14 protein-coding genes are annotated in these 17,000 nt (G+C 69.4%); 3 read left to right on the forward strand and 11 right to left on the reverse strand.

The window, feature by feature from the left end; all coding sequences use genetic code 11:
• Position 1: 1 nt before the first annotated feature.
• The 3 genes from Q9R33_RS02700 to Q9R33_RS02710 are packed head-to-tail and all read right to left on the reverse strand — an operon-like array spanning position 2 to position 4,003.
• Entirely contained in the window at positions 2-1,402 is a 1,401-nt protein-coding gene (locus Q9R33_RS02700) for an MFS transporter (protein ID WP_056371063.1), read from the reverse strand.
• 43 nt (positions 1,403-1,445) lie between these two features.
• Entirely contained in the window at positions 1,446-2,450 is a 1,005-nt protein-coding gene (locus tag Q9R33_RS02705) for an L-idonate 5-dehydrogenase (RefSeq protein ID WP_311292785.1), read from the reverse strand.
• A gap of 29 nt (positions 2,451-2,479) precedes the next feature.
• Positions 2,480-4,003, reverse strand: coding sequence for a mannitol dehydrogenase family protein (locus Q9R33_RS02710; RefSeq protein WP_056371066.1), 1,524 nt, complete (start codon positions 4,001-4,003; stop codon positions 2,480-2,482).
• Between the two features lie 162 nt (positions 4,004-4,165).
• On the opposite strand from Q9R33_RS02710, the gene Q9R33_RS02715 reads away from it, so the two are divergent.
• A complete protein-coding gene (locus tag Q9R33_RS02715) occupies positions 4,166-5,128 on the forward strand; it encodes a LacI family DNA-binding transcriptional regulator (protein WP_311292786.1) in 963 nt (320 codons plus the stop codon).
• Between the two features lie 42 nt (positions 5,129-5,170).
• Here the strand turns inward: Q9R33_RS02715 and Q9R33_RS02720 are convergent, their stop codons facing one another.
• The 3 genes from Q9R33_RS02720 to Q9R33_RS02730 are packed head-to-tail and all read right to left on the reverse strand — an operon-like array spanning position 5,171 to position 7,589.
• Positions 5,171-5,638: a heme-binding protein gene (locus Q9R33_RS02720; RefSeq protein ID WP_311292787.1), complete on the reverse strand. Its 468-nt coding sequence runs from the start codon at positions 5,636-5,638 to the stop codon at positions 5,171-5,173.
• Positions 5,638-6,558 carry a biopolymer transporter Tol gene (locus Q9R33_RS02725; protein ID WP_311292788.1) on the reverse strand — a complete coding sequence of 307 codons (921 nt, stop codon included), beginning with the start codon at positions 6,556-6,558 and terminating at the stop codon, positions 5,638-5,640. Before Q9R33_RS02725 ends, Q9R33_RS02720 begins: the two co-directional genes overlap by 1 nt.
• Entirely contained in the window at positions 6,558-7,589 is a 1,032-nt protein-coding gene (locus Q9R33_RS02730) for a Gfo/Idh/MocA family oxidoreductase (protein WP_311292789.1), read from the reverse strand. The genes Q9R33_RS02725 and Q9R33_RS02730 overlap by 1 nt, the downstream gene beginning before the upstream one ends.
• Positions 7,590-7,747: 158 nt before the next feature.
• Here Q9R33_RS02730 and Q9R33_RS02735 point away from each other — a divergent pair, with 158 nt between their 5' ends.
• Positions 7,748-9,280: an ABC transporter substrate-binding protein gene (locus Q9R33_RS02735; protein ID WP_311292790.1), complete on the forward strand. Its 1,533-nt coding sequence runs from the start codon at positions 7,748-7,750 to the stop codon at positions 9,278-9,280.
• A gap of 89 nt (positions 9,281-9,369) precedes the next feature.
• On the opposite strand, the gene Q9R33_RS02740 is transcribed toward Q9R33_RS02735, so the two are convergent.
• The 5 genes from Q9R33_RS02740 to Q9R33_RS02760 form a co-directional block, all read right to left on the reverse strand.
• Complete coding sequence (locus Q9R33_RS02740; RefSeq protein ID WP_310248959.1) at positions 9,370-10,029, reverse strand: TetR/AcrR family transcriptional regulator; 660 nt, start codon at positions 10,027-10,029, stop codon at positions 9,370-9,372.
• Between the two features lie 154 nt (positions 10,030-10,183).
• Positions 10,184-11,101, reverse strand: coding sequence for a carbohydrate ABC transporter permease (locus tag Q9R33_RS02745; protein WP_310248957.1), 918 nt, complete (start codon positions 11,099-11,101; stop codon positions 10,184-10,186).
• Positions 11,098-12,057, reverse strand: a complete 960-nt coding sequence (locus Q9R33_RS02750; RefSeq protein WP_311292792.1) for a sugar ABC transporter permease — start codon at positions 12,055-12,057, stop codon at positions 11,098-11,100. Before Q9R33_RS02750 ends, Q9R33_RS02745 begins: the two co-directional genes overlap by 4 nt.
• Before the next feature lie 110 nt (positions 12,058-12,167).
• Entirely contained in the window at positions 12,168-13,520 is a 1,353-nt protein-coding gene (locus tag Q9R33_RS02755; protein WP_311292793.1) for an extracellular solute-binding protein, read from the reverse strand.
• Positions 13,521-13,564: 44 nt separating this feature from the next.
• The gene (locus Q9R33_RS02760) at positions 13,565-15,655 is read right to left on the reverse strand and encodes a beta-galactosidase (protein ID WP_311292794.1); all 2,091 of its coding nucleotides are present in this window, start codon (positions 15,653-15,655) and stop codon (positions 13,565-13,567) included.
• A 106-nt stretch (positions 15,656-15,761) separates the two neighbouring features.
• On the opposite strand from Q9R33_RS02760, the gene Q9R33_RS02765 reads away from it, so the two are divergent.
• On the forward strand, positions 15,762-16,805 hold the full coding sequence (locus Q9R33_RS02765) for a LacI family DNA-binding transcriptional regulator (protein ID WP_311292795.1): 1,044 nt from the start codon (positions 15,762-15,764) through the stop codon (positions 16,803-16,805).
• Positions 16,806-17,000: the final 195 nt, after the last annotated feature.

Genomic DNA, 17,000 nt, shown 5'->3' on the forward strand with positions numbered 1-17,000 from the left:
TCTACATCGCGGGACGCGGATCGGTCAGATCGCGACCGGTCCACTCGGGCGCGACGACCGCCGCGATGAGCGCCGACAGGGTGTACAGCGCGAGGAGCACGATCACCGGGATGATGCTGCCCGTGGCCGCGGCCACCCAGGCGGCGGCCAGTACGGGGCCGATGCCGGTCGCGATGATCGCCGCGATCTCGCGCACGATGGCCGTGAGCGTGTAGCGGTTGCGCGAACCGAAGATCTCGGGGATGGCGATGTTCTCCATCGAGGCGAGGCCCAGCACGGCGACGTTGTGGATCACGACGTAGCCGACGAAGATCCAGGCGACCTCCTTCGTGTTGATCGCGAGCATCGTCGGCACGATGAGCACCAGCGCGAGCGACGTCATGATGATGTACATGCGGCGGCGGCCGAACTTGTCGCCGAGCCAGCCCACGAAGGGGATCGTGCCGAAGCCGATGAGCGACGAGACGATGACGATCTCGGGGCCGACGCCCTTCTGCACGGCGAGGGTGATCGTGATGAACGAGATCAGGTACGTCTGGATGAGACCCGAGTTGCCGGCCTGCCCGAAACGGAGGAAGAACGAGACGAGCGTCGCCTTGATCGGCTTGCGCTGCAGCGACTCGAGCGTACGGATGTCGTTGGTCTGCGTCGCGAGGTCGACCATCTCGTCGCGCGACAGCGCCTGACCGTCGACGACGTCGGTGCGCTCCTCGAAGACCGGGCTCTCCTTGAGGTTCAGGCGCACCCAGACGGCGAACACCATGATCACGGCGGAGGCGATGAACGGGATGCGCCAGCCCCAGGCCAGGACGTCCTCTTCGACCATGACGGCCAGCAGGATCGCCCAGATCGCGGAGGCGAAGAGCGTCCCGCAGTTGGTGCCGAGCGCGACGAGCGACGCGATGATGCCACGGCGCTTGGCCGGCGCGTACTCGGCGAGCATGACGCCCGCACCCGAGATCTCGGCCCCGGCGCCGAAGCCCTGCGCGAGGCGCAGCAGCACCAGCATGATCGGGGCGATGATGCCGGCCTGCTCGTAGGTCGGCAGGAAGCCGATGAGCGTGGTCGCCAGGCCCATCAGCAGGATCGTGTAGAAGAGGACCTTGCGGCGGCCGATCTTGTCGCCCATGCGCCCGAAGTACCACGCGCCGAGCGGACGGGCGAGGTAGCCGACGCCGTAGGTGGCCATGGCGAGCACGACCGCCATGCCGGGCTCCTCGCCGGCGAAGAACAGCTGGCTGAAGACCAGGGCAGCGGCCAGCGAGTACAGCTGGAAGTCCATGAACTCCAGCGCGGTGCCGAGCCAGCCGGAGACGGCGGCGCGGACGAGGTCGCCCGTCGAACGGGTGACGGTGGGCGGCGGCGCGGGTGCGTCGACGCCGGGGACCTGGGGGGTGCTCATGAGTACTCCTTCGTAGATGAGTGAGCGGTCAGGGGATGAGAAGTCAGAGTTCGAGCAGGACCTTGGCCGAGGCGGACGAGTCGCGCGCGATCGTGAACGCCTCGACGGCACGGGATGCCTCGATCGTGTGCGAGACGACCGCATCGAGCGCGTCGGATTCGGCGAGCATCGCCACGGCGTCATCGATCTCGGTCGAGAAGCGGAACGCCCCGCGCAGGGTGAGCTCCTTCGCGAGCATCGGCGCCAGGTTCACGCCGATCTCGGCGTTCGCGAGCATGCCGACCTGCACGATCGTTCCGGTGCGGCGCGCGGCACGCACCGACTGCGTCAGCGAGACGGCGACGCCGGAGCACTCGAACACGACGTCGTACGATTCGTCGGCGATCGTGTCGCGGCCGACGAGCACCAGCTCGCTCGCCCCCAGGGCTGCGGCGCGGTCGAGCGGCTCGGTGCGCACGTCGCTCGCGCCGATCACCGCGGCCCCGGCGTGCGCGGCAGCGGCGACGACGAGGAGGCCGATCGGACCCGCGCCGATGACGAGAACGCGCGTGCCGGTGATGTCGCCGGCGAGGTTCACGGCGTGCAGCGCCACGGCGAGCGGTTCCGCCAGCGCCGCACGCTCCAGCGGAAGCGCCTCGGGCAGTACGCGGATCATGTGGTCCTCGACGACCAGGTACTCCGCGGCGCCGCCCTGACGATGCGGCGTGGTCGCGGCGCTGCCGAAGTAGTCGCCCCCGGGCCGCAGATGCGGGTGGTCCTCGAGTCCGGGGACCGGCGCGCCGTAGCGGGCGGGATGCACAGTGACCGGGGTTCCGGGCTCGAGTCGCCCGGACGGGTCGAGGTCGACGACTGCCGACAGCTCGTGCCCCGGGATGAGCGGCTCCTTGATCGCGTATTCGCCGTTGACGCCGTGGAAGTAGTAGTGCAGGTCGGACCCGCAGATGCCGACGAACCGGACGCGCAGGCGCACCTCGCCGTCACCCGGCTCGGGAAGCGGGCGGTCCTCCCAGCGGATGTCTTCCTTGCCGTGGATCGCGAGCGCCTTCATGGCGCCTCCTTCCGGGTGCTGTGCCGCGGTCATGCCGAGACCTCGTGACGGATGCCGGATGCTTCGGCCTGCGCGGCGGCCACGCTGTCGGCCACCGCCGCCTCCACACCACCGCCGGTGATCGTGTCGATGAGCTCGCCGACGCGGGTGATGAACGCCGGACGACCCGCGAGCTCTTCGCCGAACAGCTGCAGCCCTGCGATCGCGGCGTCGGCGACGCCCTCGCCGTTGCGCGCGCCCGCGGCGGCTTCCGCGAGACGAGGGCGCGCAGCATCCGTCATCGCATCGGCGAACCGACCCGGCTGGAAGCCCGGAAGCGGGGCGAGGCACGACAGGTACGACGCGACCGTGAGCGCGATCAGGTGCGGCATCGTCCCGTTCTCGAGGGCCCGCACGGCGGGCTCGGGGATGCGCTGGCGGAGCTTCACCGATCCATCGGTGCCGACCTGCGTCGTGCGGTGGCCGAGAGCGGTGTTGCCCCAGCGCTCGAACAGCTCGCGCTGGTAGTCGTCGAAGTCGACGCCCGACGGCATCTCGATCGACGGCGCGTACTCGTCCGCGAGGACGATCCGGGCGGCGGCGTCGATGTCGGCGAGGCCGATCGCCTCGGGGATGGTCTCGACCCCGCGGAGCGCGCCGAGGTAGGCGATGAGCGAGTGCGTGCCGTTGAGCAGCCGCACCTTCATCTGCTCGTACCTGCCGACCTCATCGGTGAAAACGGCTCCCCCGGCCTCCCACGCCGGGCGGCCGGCGCGGAAGTCGTCCTCGATCGCCCACATCGTGAAGGGCTCCGCGGGGACGGGGATGTCATCGCGCGCACCCAGCAGCCCGGACACGCGGGTCCGCAGCTCGGGGGTCGTCGAGGGGACGATGCGGTCGACCATGCTCGACGGGAACGACACGCGCTCGTCGAGGAACGCCAGCGCCTCGGCCCCTTCGGCTCCCGGCAGGCTCTGCAGGAACTCCTGCACGAGCCGGCGGGTGTGCGATCCGTTCGCCGCCAGGTTGTCGCAGCTGAGCACCGTGAGCGGAGCACCGGATGCCGCGGCCCGCCGCTGGATGCCGCGTGCCAGCTGACCGATCGTCGATGCCGGACTGCCGCCTTGCAGGTCGGCCGCGATGACCGGAGAGGCGACGTCGAGGTGGCCGGTCGCGGGCGAGTAGCTGTAGCCGTTCTCGGTCACGGTGAGCGTGACGATGCGGATCGCCGGATCGGCGATGGCCTGCACGACCCGGTCGGGTTCATCCGCGGCGACGAACGCGTCGGTGTGGACGGCGGGAACGGCGAGTCGGGTTCCCGCCGGCGAGATCTCGGCGACGGCGTAGAGCATGTCCTGCACGCGCATCGCGTCGACGACAGATCGCGATCGCGACGCGACTCCCACGATCCCCCAATCATCGCCGCTTCCTGCGGCGAGCGCAGCGGCCGTGTACACGGCCTGGTGCGCACGGTGGAAGCTGCCGAGACCGAGGTGGAGGATTCCCGCCGAGCGAGGCGCATCGGCAACGGCGACCGTCGTCGGAAGGCTCCGGCCGAGCCGGGCGGCGGTCATGCCGTCGCTCCTGCGGGGGCGCTCGTCCGTCGAGTCGAGGGATCCTCGGTGATCGTCATGGAAAAGAGTGTGCAGGGTTTGTACAATGTTTGTCAAGGCGTTGCATCACATCGGCATGAGCCATGATGGGAACGCTGGCTGGGCTCGAGATCGGAACGCGGGATGACGGCGACATTGACCGACGTGGCTCGGCGCGCGGGCGTTTCTGTCGCGACGGCCTCGCGCGCATTCGGGGAGCCCGACCGCCTCGCGGTCGCGACGCGGGATCGCGTGCTCCGCGCCGCGAGCGACCTCGGGTACGCGACTCCGCAGGCCGCGACGACCACGCGCACGATCGGCGTCATCGTCCCCGATGTGGCGAACCCCGTGTACGCCACACTTCTCAAGGCGATCGAGGGTCAGGCCTGGCACGGCCGCCATCGGATCGTGCTGTTCGACGCGGATGAGGACCTGCGGCGCGAGCGCGAGCAGATCGAGCGCGCGCGCAAGCTCGACGGCATGCTGCTGTGCTCTCCTCGCCTGCCCGACGAAGACGTGCTGGCCCTCGTCGGCGAGACGCCGTACGTCGTGATCAACCGGCTCCTCGCGGGTGCTCCGTGCGTGCTGATGGACGCCGAGCACGGACCTCGGCAGGCGGTCGAGCACCTGGCGGCGCTCGGCCACCGGCACATCGCCTATGCCGCCGGGCCTCTCGGATCGTGGGCCGACAGCCGGCGATCCGACACGGTCGCGCGCGCGTGCGAGAGCTTCGGCATCCGTCTCACGCGGCTCAGCCACCACGCCGCGTCCATCCAGGGCGGACGCGCCGCGGCGGCGCCCGCGGCCGCGAGCGGCGCGACAGCCGTGATCGCATACAACGACCTCGTGGCGCTCGGTGTCGAAGCCGGCATGTCGGACCTCGGCCGCTCGTGCCCCGAAGACATCAGCATCGTCGGCATCGACGACATCGAGATGGCGGGAGCCGTGACGCCGGGTCTGACGACGGTGCGGATGCCGATCGGCAGAAGCGGGGCCCTCGCCGTCGACCTCCTGCTGCAGGCGATGGCCGGCACCCCACCCGAGGAGGCCGCGGTGCTCAACTCGCAGCTGATCGTTCGCGGCTCGACGAGCGCGCCGGCCGCGTGAGGTCCCCGACGGCGCCGCACCCGCGCGCCGCGCGGGTGCGCGTCACGTCGTGAGCGTCGCGCGGATCCCCTCCACGGCGAGCGCGTGGTCCTCCTCGGACGACAGCCCCGACAGCGTCAGCGCGGCGACGACGCCGGCTCCGCGAACCCGGATGGGCACCGAGCCGCCGGTCACCGCGTAGTCGCCGGCTGCCAGCCACCCGACGGCGGTGGGGTCGTAGCCCGCGGCCGCCATCCGCGCGGCGAACAGCGCCGAGCTCGTCTCGAACCGGAACACCACCGCGCTCTTGCGCCGGATCCAGTCCTCCTGATCCACCGTGACGCCGGGCAGCGCGCTGCGGAACAGGATCATCCCGTTGACGCGGCGGATGTCGATGGCGACCCCGTGCCCGCGTTCCTCCGCGAGCGCGCGCACCGCGCTGCCCAGCCGCCACGCTTCTTCCGTGCCGAACCGATCCCAGGTGAGCTCGGCCTCCCCCGCTTCCAGCGCTGCGACGAGATCCTGTTCCATCACTCCTCCTTCTCGCCGTCGCCGGCGCTGGCGATCGGGTAGTCCACGTAAGCGAAGCGGGTGCCGTCGGGTGACCAGCTGTTGACGTTGATGGTTCCCTGGCCTCCGAACAGCTCGACGGCGACGCGACCCCGGGTCCACGCATCCGTCTGCGAGATGTCATCGACCACCCGCAGCTGTACGGGCAGGTCGGCGGGGTGGCCCTCCGTGCCGACGGGGAAGCTGAGGAACACCGCTCGGGTGCCCGTGGGATCGATGTGCGGGAACCAGTTGACCCGTTCGTCGAAGGTCAGCTGCTCGAGCCCAGTGCCATCCGGACGGATGCGGGCGATCTGCGCGTGCCCGGGGGCTTCGGTGAACCGCTCGGTGTTGAAGAAGACCCACTCGCCGTCGGGCGCATACTCCGAGCCGTCGTCGGGCCCGCGACCTTCGGTGAGCGCCGCATCCCACGACCCGGATGCATCGATCACGCGGATGGTGCCGCTGTCCCAGCCGTTCGCGGGGTTCAGCGCCACGTATGCCAGCTGCTCGCCGTCGGGGCTGACCCCGTGGAGGAAGTGCCAGTGCGGACTGCCGTCCGGCGTCACCTTCCGCACCGCACCGGTCGTGAGGGACGCCGCATAGAGGTGGCCGTCGTTCGCCGACACATAGATCGTGTCGCCGTCAGGTGCGAGCACATGGTCGTTGTTGAGCTCCGGCAGCTTCTCGATCGGCACCGGAGCCGGCGGTGCAGAGCCGTCGGCGGGCATGCGCCAGAGGATCCCGTCGCCGTTGAGGATCAGGTCGCCGCCGGCCGTCCAGTTCGGCGCCTCGACGAGAACCTCGCGGTCGACGTGGACCACCGTGCTCTCCCCCGTCGCGAGGTCGTACACGTGGACGCGGGCGACCTGCCCGTCGGCGAGCGTGCGTGCCCAGCCCATCAGCGCGCGCCCAGCTGCCGGCGCGCTTCGTCGATCGTCGCGAGGATCGACACGGTCTCGGCGTGCGTGTGCAGCGGGGACTCGGCGCGGCCTTCCCCGACGTAGCGGGCCAGGGCGGTCGCCTCCCAGGCCAGCCCGTCCATGAGCCCCACCCCGGTCGGGTCACGCCAGACGACGGGCTCTTCGAAGAGATCGTGCGAGCGCAGGGTGATCGCGGTCGGGATGTGGAACGGCCCTTCGATGTCGATCCGCGCGGTCGTGCCGCAGATCGATGCGACGGTCGGCGTGCGCGTGAGGATCGAGGTCATCAGCGTGGACTGCTCCTCGCCGTGCCCGAGCACCACCGTCGAGGTCGCGTCCACCCCTGACAGGGTCAGCGAGCCGACGGCCGTGATCGACGTCGGCGCGCCCAGCACCATCGAGTCGAGCTGGATCGGATAGATGCCGAGATCCAGCAGTGCTCCGCCCCCCGTGCCCGGCCGGAGCAGCCGGTGACCCGGGTCGTCGGCGAGCGGCTGGCCGTGGTCGGCGATGACACTGCGGACGTCGCCGAGGATCCCCTCGTCGATCACGCGACGGATCATCCGCGTCTGCGGCAGATACCGCGTCCACATCGCCTCCATGAGGAAGACGCCGGCGGCACGCGCCGCGTCGACCAGCTGCTGCGCGTCGGCGGCGCTTGTGGCGAGCGGCTTCTCCATGAGCACGTGCTTGCCGGCGGCGATCGCGCGCAGTCCGAGCGACAGGTGCTCGCTCTGCGGTGCCGCGACGTAGATCACGTCGACGCCCGGATCGTCGAGCAGCGCGTCGACGCTCGAATGAGCGGTCGGGATGCTGTGCGCCTGGGCGAAGCCCTCGGCCTTGGCCTGGGCACGCGCGGCGACGGCGACCACCTTCTGCGCGGTGTGCTTCTGCACGGCGGCGACGAAGAACCCCGCGATCCAGCCGGCTCCGAGGACACCCCAGCGCAGCGCGGGTTCGCCCCTCTCGGGAAGGAACAGCTCCGGTTCAGGCAGGGATCTGGGCAGCATCGACACTCCTTCGGTCATCGGCGACGCGATGACTTTAGCATCGTAAAAGATTTCTCAGCAATCGGAGAACTAATCTTTGACAATGTTCAAAACAAGCTGATAGCTTCTCCGGCGATGGCGGTCCAATGACGGATCACCTCCACGAGAAGGGACCAAGGATGTTCCGTTGGAAGGCCACAGCAGCCCTCGCGATCGTCGCTTCGCTCACCCTCGCCGGCTGCGCCGGCGGAGATGGCGACGGCGGGGGCACGAGCGACTCAGGGCGCGCGGAAAGACTCACGCTGATCGCGATCGCGTCGCCCACGAGCTACGACGTCGGCCAGGGCGCCGAGTACGGCAACCGGAGCGTGTTCTTCCAGGCGGTGTACGACACGCTGCTGCAGAAGGACGCCGCCGGAGAGATCATTCCCTGGCTGGCGACGGACTGGGAGTACAACGACGACAGCACGGTGCTCACGCTCACCCTGCGCGACGACGTCGTGTTCAGCGACGGCACCGCACTGGATGCCGCGGCCGTGGCTGCCAGCCTCGAGCGCTTCCGTGACGGGACGGCACCGCAGGCGGCGACCTTCGCCGGCAAGGAGTTCGAGGCCGTCGACGCGACGACGGTCACCATCACCCAGCCCGCACCCGACCCCTCCCTCATCAATCTGCTGTCGATCGCCCCCGGCCTGATCCAAGCCCCGTCCAGTTTCGACGACCCGTCGTCGGCGACCTCCCCCGTCGGCTCGGGCCCGTACGTGCTCGACAGCGCGGCGTCGGTCACGGGAACGACCTACGTCTACACGGCGAATCCGGACTACTGGAACCCCGACGCCGTCCACTACGACAGCCTGACGATCAACGTCATCGACGACCCGACCGCCGCCCTCAACGCGATGAAGGCCGGCGAAGCCAACGGGCTGCCGCTGGTCAACAACGACGCGATCGACGAGGTGTCGGCGTCGGGCTGGGAGGTCGCGTCCAACGAACTCGACTTCCACGGCCTCATCCTGCTCGATCGGTCCGGGGCGATGGCACCGGAGCTCGCCGACGTGAGGGTGCGGCAGGCCATCAACATGGCCTTCGACCGCGAGGCGCTGCTGGACGTCCTGCAGGCCGGCTACGGAACCCTCACGCAGCAGGTCTTCCCGACGACATCCGTCGGCTACGACGAGGCCCTCGACAGCACCTACGAGTACGACCCCGAAGGCGCCAAGAAGCTCCTGGCCGAAGCGGGCTACCCCGACGGCTTCACCCTCGCCATGATGTCGACTCCGGCGTTCCAGACGACCTTCGACCTCGTCGCACAGCAGCTGGCCGACATCGGGATCACCGTCGACTACACCGATCCCGGCACAGGCAACTTCATCACCGACATGCTCGCCCCGAAATACCCCGCCACCTGGATGTCACTCGAGCAGAACCCCGACTGGCAGCTGATCAACTTCATGATCGCCCCCGAGGCGACCTTCAACCCCTTCCACTCCCAGGACCCGCAGGTCGACGACTACATCTCGACCATCCAGCTGGGCACGCCGGAGGAGGCGGAACAGGCCACGAAGGACCTCAACGCCTACATCACGGATCAGGCGTGGTTCGCGCCCTGGTACCGCAAGCAGGGCAGCTTCGCGCACGACACCGGCACGGCCGTGGCGATGTGGCCGACCAACTCCTACCCGTCGCTGTTCGGGTTCTCCCCTGCGAACTGATCAGCGGCACGACGGCCCCGGCGCGAGATCGCGCCGGGGCCGTCGTGTGCCTTCTCGACTCCGCGGTTCTCCGCACACGGTTCGGGGGGTCAGGCGGACGCGGCGATGCCCTTGCGGAGCGAGGCCAGCTGCGGCACGGACTCGTCGCTCAACCGCACGGCCGGGTCGTCGGCCAGCGACCGCAGCGCCTCGACGGCGCCCGCGAGCAGGGCGACGGCATCGATCCGCTCGTCGAGGAGCGCCTGCAGCTGCACGCCGTCCGACACGGCGATGAGCCGCTGCGCCTCGTCCGCCGGATCGAGGTCGGGCGGGATGAAGCCGGCATCCTGCTCCGCGGTGATCCCCTCCGCGATCTGCTGCGCGACGCGCTCGTAGCGCTCGCGGAAGAACGCGTGCGCCTCGTGGTCGGGCGCGACGGCCTCGGCGGCGAACGAGTGCAGCAGGTGCACGAACCCGGGCACATACAGATTGAGACGCACATGCTCGACGAGGAAGTCGAGGGGCCGGTCGGGCACGGCCTCGACGGCGCGCGCAGCCTGGGTGTCGGCATCCCATCTCTCGATGACGGCCTGGAGCAGTCCGTCGCGCGAGCCGAAGTAGTAGACGAGGTGCGCGGCCTCGACGCCGCTCTCGCGCGCGATCTCGCGCAGGCTGAGCCGCCGGAAACCTGCCCCCGCGATGGCGTGCATCGCCGCCGCGAGCATCTCGTCGCGCCGCGCCATGCCCTTCGCATACGACGGTTGCCTCATGTGCCCACCCTACGGGCGGAGCGCGGCCGTGTGCGTCTGCGCGGGCGGGAAGACCGGCCCCGAGGGTCGTGCGATCGGGGCGAGGGGTGCGGGAGGCCGGCGCATCCAGCCTCCCGCACGGCGTTGCGGCGCAGCATCCGTCATCCGCGCGCGATCAGCCCTTCACGCTTCCCGTGGCGAGGCCCGACTGCCAGTACCGCTGCAGGAACAGGAACGCGATGATCAGCGGCAGGATCGACACGAACGAGCCGGTGATCACGGTCGAGAACAGCGCCTGCGTGCCGCCGCCCGCGGACGCCGCCGCCTGGAGCTGGGCGAGGCCGACGGTGATCGGATACAGCTCGGACGAGTTCAGCATGACCAGGGGCAGGAAGTAGTTGTTCCACGTCGCGACGAGCGAGAAGAGGAACACCGTCACGAGCCCCGGCCCGAGCAGCCGGAAGCCGACCTGCCAGAACGTGCGGAACTCGCCCGCCCCGTCGACGCGCGCCGACTCGATGAGCGTGTCGGGGATCGCGTCGGCCGCGTACACCCGCATCAGGTACACCCCGAACGGACTGACGAGCGAAGGGATGATGATGGCCCACGGGGTGTCGGTCAGCCCGGCTCGCGCGAACAGCAGGTACGTCGGCAGGGCGAGAGCCGTCAGCGGGATCATGATCGCGCCGAGGGTCGCGCTGAAGAGCACCTTCTTGCCGGGGAACTCGTACTTCGCGAAGGCGTAGCCCGCCATCGCCGACAGCAGCGTGGCGCCGACCGCCGCGGTCACGGAGTACACCACCGTGTTGATGAGCCACCGGGTGAACAGTCCGCCGCGGATCGTGAACAGCGTCTGCAGGTTGTCCCACAGCGAGAGCTCGCCGCCGAACCACAGCCCGAAGGTGGAGAACAGCGCGGAGTTGTCTTTCGTCGACGACACGAGCAGCCACCACAGCGGCAGCACGAAGTACAGCACGCACAGCCACAGCAGGACCGTCAGCAGCCAGCTGCGCCGGCGGGTGCGGGAGTACGATGCCTTCGCATTGTCGAGCCGCTCCCCGGTCAGCAGCGTGCGGGTCTCGGTGGAGGTCATGCGAGCCCCTTCCGCTCACGGCGCGCGGACCGCTCGGATCCGAGCTGCACGAAGTACGAGATGATCGCGATCACGATTCCGAGCAGGAACGCGAGGGCCGCACCGTAGTTCAGCTCCTGGTTGATGAAGGCGACGTTGAAGGCGTAGTAGTTCGGCGTGAAGCCCATGGTGATCGCGTCGGGGGCGATGACGTTGAGCAGACTCGGCTCGGCGAACAGCTGGAACGACCCGATCACCGAGAAGATCACGGTCAGCAGGATCGCGGGACGGATGGCGGGGATCTTGATGCTCCACGCCAGCCGGAACTGGCCCGCCCCGTCGATCTCGGCCGCTTCATAGAGCTCCCCCGGGATCGCACGCAGGGCCGCGTACATGATGATCATGTTGTAGCCCACGAACTCCCACGTGACGATGTTCATCATCGAGCCGAGGATGTTCTCGGCCGACAGGAAGTCGGGGGTTCCGAATCCGAGCGCCCGCGCCATCTGGGCGATCGGACCGAAGTCGGGTCCGTACAGGTAGCCCCACATCAGCGTCGCCACGACCGCCGGAACGGCGTACGGCATGAAGATCAAGAGGCGGATGCTCTTCGACCCCCGCGCCAGGAACGTGTCGAGCGCGAGCGCGAAGAACAGTGCGAGGCCGAGCATGATCGGCACCTGCACGACGAAGAACAGCGCCACCCTGCCGAGGCCGCCCCAGAACTGCGGGTCGGTCAGCGCACGGACGTAGTTGTTCAGGCCCGCGAACACCTCGCCGCCGATGAGCTTGCTCTCGAACAGGCTCAGGTACCCCGCGTAGACGAGCGGGACGACGAGCATCGTGATGAACACGATCAAGAAGGGCAGCAGGAACAGGTAGGCGGCGCGGTACTGCTTGCGCTTGGTGGGGCTGGTGCGCCGCTTCTTCGCGGACGCTGCGGGACGCGCGGCCGGCAATGCTGTTGCGTTCGCCACGGGGGTCTCCTTTCGAATGGATGCTGCGGACCGCCCGATCGCGTCACGGCTGCGGTGCGATCGGCCGAGGCGAAGGGTGCCCGCGCAGGGCAGGCGGGCACCCTTCGGGCTCACTTGACGGTGAAGCCCTGGTCCTCTGCGTACGAGACGAGCTGGTCCTGCCAGGCGTCGAGGGCGCCGCTGATGTCGCCCTTGGCCGCGATCACCGTGCCCATGGTCTCTTCATAGGTGGAGTACACGTAGTCCATGAAGGGGAGCCACTGGAAGTCGGTGTCGACGGTCGTGGAGATCTCCGCGAACAGCTTGTTGACCTGCTGGCCGCCGTAGAACTCCGACTCCTGGTCGACGAAGGCCGGGTCCTCGAGCACCGACACCTGCGGCGGGTAGAGGAACTGCTCGGTCGCGAGCATCATCGCCGACTCCTGGTCGTTGTTGATGAACTTCGCGAGCTCGTACGCGGCGATCGGGTTCTCACTCGACGCCAGCACGGCATCCGACGATCCGCCCCAGTTGCCCGAAACCTCGTCGCCGGCGTTCCACTGCGGCAGCGGCGCGGCGCGCCACAGCCCCGACGTGTCCTTGGCGGTGCCCTGGAGGAAGATCGGCCCCCACGCGGCCGTCAGCCATCCGGCGTACTTGCCGCTGGCCAGGCCCTGGTACCAGTTGTCGTTGAAGTCGACGTCGGTCGAGATGAGGTCGTCCTGGATCAGGCCGGTCCAGTAGTCGGCGACCTTCTTCGCCTCGTCGCTGTTGACGTCGATCGTCACGGTCTCCTTGCCGTCGTAGCCGAACGGCTTGACGCCCGCCTGCCAGAAGAACCCGATCATCTGCCCGGCCTGCGTTGCGCCGAGATTCGAGATGTACGAGCCCGTGCTGTCCTTGACGGCCTTCGCGGCGGTCGCGTAGTCGTCCCACGTGGCCGGGGCCTCGGTGATGCCCGCCGCCGAGAGGATGTCCTCGCGGTACAGGTTGCCCATCGGGCCGACGTCCTGCGGGATCGCCCACACCTCGTCGCCCGGCGACACCTGGTTCCACGCCCATCCGACGTAGTCGTCGGCGAGGTCGTCCGCGCCGTACGGGGTGAGGTCGAGGAGCGACTCGGGAAGCACGAACGACGGGATGTACTGGTACTCGATCTGCGCGACATCCGGGGCACCCTCGCCCGCTTCGATCGCGCTGCGGAGCTTCTGGTAGTGGGGCAGGCCCTGGCCGACGTTCTCGACCTTCACCGAGATGTCGGGGTACTTCTTCTCGAAGAGATCGACCTCGTTCTGGATGTCGGGAACCCAGGTCCAGAAGGTGAGCTCCGTCGGGGTGCTCATCGCCTCGTCGATCTGATCCTGCGTGATCGGGCCCTGCGCGCCGCCGCCGTCGTTGCCGCTCGGGGCGCACCCCGTGAGGAGCACCGCGACCGTGGCCGCGCCGACGGTCAGCGTCGCTGCTGTTCTGCGTGCCTTCTTCATGATTGCTCTTTCTTCTCGGTGGGGTCGCGTGACCCCTTGGGTGCTCACCTTCCGACGAGACAGCGTGTCGACCACGCCGGAAGGGAGATCTCGGTGCCGGCGGAGAGCTCCTCCGCCGTGACGGCGTCCGCGAGGTCGACGGCGGGCGTGAACGCCTGCGGCTCGCCGCTCCAGTTGAAGACGAACCACGCACGGCGGCCGTCCGGGAGCGAGCCCGAGCTCACCGTGACCGGAAGCGCCCGCTCCGGCGCGATCGCGTCGGCGACGTTCGCCGGCGCGGCCCAGCGCACGAGGTCGGCCGCCAGTTCGGCCGAGGGGACGGTGCCGACCACGGTGATGCGTCCATCGCCGTGCTCCCGGCTCGTCACCGCCGCGAAGTCGCCGAAGCGCGGGTGCGCGTAGCGCACGAGGGTGTCGGCATCGGACGGGACAAGCCCGTCCGCCCACAGGGTCGCCGCAGCGCCGTCGGTCAGCGCGAGGCCTTGCTCGGACGTGACCGGCAGCGGGTCGCGCAGGTTCGAGAACTCCTCATAGCTCACGCCCGCAGCATCCGTCAGCCGCGCCGGAGCCACGCTGACGCGCGCCCGTGCCTCCTCGTCGCCGTAACCGGTGCGGATGCCGACGATGAGGTGGCCGCCCGCGGCGGCGTACTCGCGCAGCAGGTCGAGCTGGGAGTCGGTCGCGACGTAGAAGCCGGCCGCGATGAGCACGGGGAACCGTGCCGCCAGGTCCTTCGCGCCCCAGGCGAGCGCCTGATCGGGATGCAGCACCCGCGCCTGCGCGCCGCCGTCGATGACACCGCGGTAGTACGCGTCGAAGATGCGCGTGTAGCTCGTGCGATCGGGCTGCCCCGTCGCAGTGGGGAACGTCGGGAAGAACTCCAGGGCGAAGCGCGAGTCGTTCGACCACAGGATCGCCACGTCGGCATCGGGCTCGTAGCCGTCGAGGAGGTCGCCGATGGCCGCGAAGTCCGCACCGACGGCCGCGAGCTCACGGTAGACGCGGCCCGGCTCGAGACTGTGGGGAAGGATGCCTCCCCAGTAGGTCTCCGTGCCGTACGGCAGCGTGTGCCAGTGCCAGTACTCGATCATCGCCGCGCCACGGGAGACGAACGCGAACGCCGCCTGCGCCAGCTGCCCGGGATAGGGAGGGAGGTTGAACTCAGACCCGCCGATGGACTGCGCATCGGTCTCGGTCACGAGGAAGCGGGCCTGGTTCGACGAGAACAGCCGGTCGGCCTGGCGGAACATCGCGGGGACGCCGCTCGTCGTCCACGGCGTGACCGCAGCCAGATCCTTCGTCGCGTCGAGGTGGTCCTGCATCGCGTAGTACGGGTTGCCCGCCGTGACGTCGAGCGCCTCGACGAGCTTCTCGTCGTCGAGCGCCGGGCGCGGATACGCGATGCACGTCGTCACGAACTGCCCGGGGGTCGAGTACTCGCGCACGATCTCGGCCTGCCAGGCGATGAACTCCGTCGTGAGCTCGGCCTGGTAGCGACGCCACGCGAGGTCGTACTGCGGCAGCGAGTTGCCGTCGGGCGTCCACAGGTCGGAGAAGTCCGACAGACGGTGCGACCAGTAGGTGAGCCCCCACTCGCGGTTGAGCGTCTCGACGTCGCCGTACCGGGCCGCGAGCCGCCGCACGAACCGCTGGAACGAGCCGCGGTTGTGGAAGAGCACCATGCCGGGCTCGTTGTCGACCTGATAGCCGATGACCGCAGGGTGCGACGCGTACCTGCCGACGACGGCGCGGATGACGCGCTCGGCGTGGAAGCGGAAGGCCGGGTGCGAGTAGTCGACCTCCTGGCGGGCACCCCAGGGCATCGGCTCGCCGGTGCGGACGTCGGCGGCGATCTCGGGGTACGCGGTCTGGAGCCACGGCGGAACGGCGTACGTCGGGGTGCCGAGCACCACCGCGATGCCACGGGCGTGCGCGCCGTCGAGCACCGGCTGCAGCCACTCCAGATCGAACTCGCCGTCGCGCGGCTCCCACGTCGACCACACCGACTCGCCCACCCGGATGACCGTGAACCCGGCCTGCTTCATCAGGTCGAGGTCTTGATCGACGCGGTCGCTCTGGTGGTACTCCGCGTAGTACGCGGCGCCGAAGAGGATGCCGGATCGGTCGAGGTGCATCAGGGACTCCGTTGTCGTCGAGAGCGGGGTGGATGTTTTCGGAAACATCAGGGCGGAGCTAGTATGTTTTCGATAACATCGAGTTGTCAAGGGACAATCGGGAATCGTGAGCAAAGAGACCCAACCGCAACTGGCGACGCCTGCGGCGTCGGCGCGCGCCGCGACGATCTACGACGTCGCCCAGGTGGCCGGCGTGTCGCACCAGACGGTCAGCCGTTTCCTCACGGGCTACCCCGGCATCCGCCCCGAGACCAAGGCGCGCGTCGAGGCAGCACTCGTCGAGCTCGACTACCAGCCGAACCTGTCCGCCCGCAGCCTGAAGTCCGGGCGGTCCCACCGGATCGGCGCCCTCGTCCACGACGAGTCCGAGACGGGCCCCAGTCTCACGGCCCACGGCGCGACCATGGAAGCACGCGAGGCGGGCTACGTGCTCGACGTCATCTCGCTCGACGCCCACGACCGCGACTCGATCGCGAAGTCCCTCGCACTGATCGGGCCGAACACCCTCGCCGGGGTCCTCGCCCTCGCGTCGACCGACGAGATGGTCCACGCGTTCGAGGCCGCGCACTTCACGATGCCCACCTACGTCCACAGCGAGGCCGACGACACCCGCCTGGCGAAGACCGACGTCTCCCGCGTCGGCATGCCGGCCCTCATCGCTTACCTCCGCGACCTCGGGCACCGCAGGCTCGCCCACGTGGCCGGCCCGGCGAACTGGTCCGCGGGCCGCAATCGGGCGCGCGCGTTCGCCGCGGCGGTCGAGGACCTCGGCCTCGTCCACGCCGGTGAGCTCACCGGCGACTGGTCCGCCCGATCGGGCTACGACGCCATCGCCGGCCTCTCGGATCTGCCCGATGCGACCGCGTACGTCGTGGCGAACGATCAGATGGCCATCGGCACCATCCTCGCCCTCAAGCGACGCGGTCTCCGTGTTCCCGCCGACGTCAGCGTCGTGGGCGTCGACGACCTCCCCGAGTCGGCCTACATCGATCCCCCGCTCACCACCCTGCGGGTCGACCACGTCGCGCGCGGCCGCGAAGCGGTCGCCTCCCTCATCGGCCAGATCGAGGGGGTTCCGGCGCGCCCCGTGCCCATCGACATCCCGCACGTCGTGGTGCGAGAATCCTCCGGCCCGGCCCCGGTCCGCTGACGCGAGCACAGAAACGGAGAGAATGCGCGACACGCCGCGTCGAGGCATCCGTCGCCGGCGTGTCACCGAAATCCTCCGACTCTGTGCACCCGCGCCGGACTCTGCTGATGTTCCGCAGTCGCTTTCGGCGGCCTTTCGGACGCTCCGACCGCCGAAGGTGACTGCGGAGCAGAAGAGTGGCGTCGCGGGAATGCT

Source organism: Microbacterium sp. PRC9 (assembly GCF_031844125.1).
In the GTDB taxonomy this organism is placed as follows: Bacteria; Actinomycetota; Actinomycetes; order Actinomycetales; family Microbacteriaceae; genus Microbacterium.

What these genes read in the sequence shown, in the direction of transcription:
- Q9R33_RS02700 (WP_056371063.1), bottom strand. Translation starts at nt 1,402, where the DNA reads ATGAGCACCCCCCAGGTCCCCGGCGTCGACGCACCCGCGCCGCCGCCC.
- Q9R33_RS02760 (WP_311292794.1), bottom strand. Translation starts at nt 15,655, where the DNA reads ATGCACCTCGACCGATCCGGCATCCTCTTCGGCGCCGCGTACTACGCG.
- Q9R33_RS02730 (WP_311292789.1), bottom strand. Translation starts at nt 7,589, where the DNA reads ATGCTGCCCAGATCCCTGCCTGAACCGGAGCTGTTCCTTCCCGAGAGG.
- Q9R33_RS02710 (WP_056371066.1), bottom strand. Translation starts at nt 4,003, where the DNA reads ATGACCGCCGCCCGGCTCGGCCGGAGCCTTCCGACGACGGTCGCCGTT.
- Q9R33_RS02755 (WP_311292793.1), bottom strand. Translation starts at nt 13,520, where the DNA reads ATGAAGAAGGCACGCAGAACAGCAGCGACGCTGACCGTCGGCGCGGCC.
- Q9R33_RS02725 (WP_311292788.1), bottom strand. Translation starts at nt 6,558, where the DNA reads ATGGGCTGGGCACGCACGCTCGCCGACGGGCAGGTCGCCCGCGTCCAC.
- Q9R33_RS02745 (WP_310248957.1), bottom strand. Translation starts at nt 11,101, where the DNA reads ATGACCTCCACCGAGACCCGCACGCTGCTGACCGGGGAGCGGCTCGAC.
- Q9R33_RS02740 (WP_310248959.1), bottom strand. Translation starts at nt 10,029, where the DNA reads ATGAGGCAACCGTCGTATGCGAAGGGCATGGCGCGGCGCGACGAGATG.
- Q9R33_RS02735 (WP_311292790.1), top strand. Translation starts at nt 7,748, where the DNA reads ATGTTCCGTTGGAAGGCCACAGCAGCCCTCGCGATCGTCGCTTCGCTC.
- Q9R33_RS02720 (WP_311292787.1), bottom strand. Translation starts at nt 5,638, where the DNA reads ATGGAACAGGATCTCGTCGCAGCGCTGGAAGCGGGGGAGGCCGAGCTC.
- Q9R33_RS02715 (WP_311292786.1), top strand. Translation starts at nt 4,166, where the DNA reads ATGACGGCGACATTGACCGACGTGGCTCGGCGCGCGGGCGTTTCTGTC.
- Q9R33_RS02705 (WP_311292785.1), bottom strand. Translation starts at nt 2,450, where the DNA reads ATGAAGGCGCTCGCGATCCACGGCAAGGAAGACATCCGCTGGGAGGAC.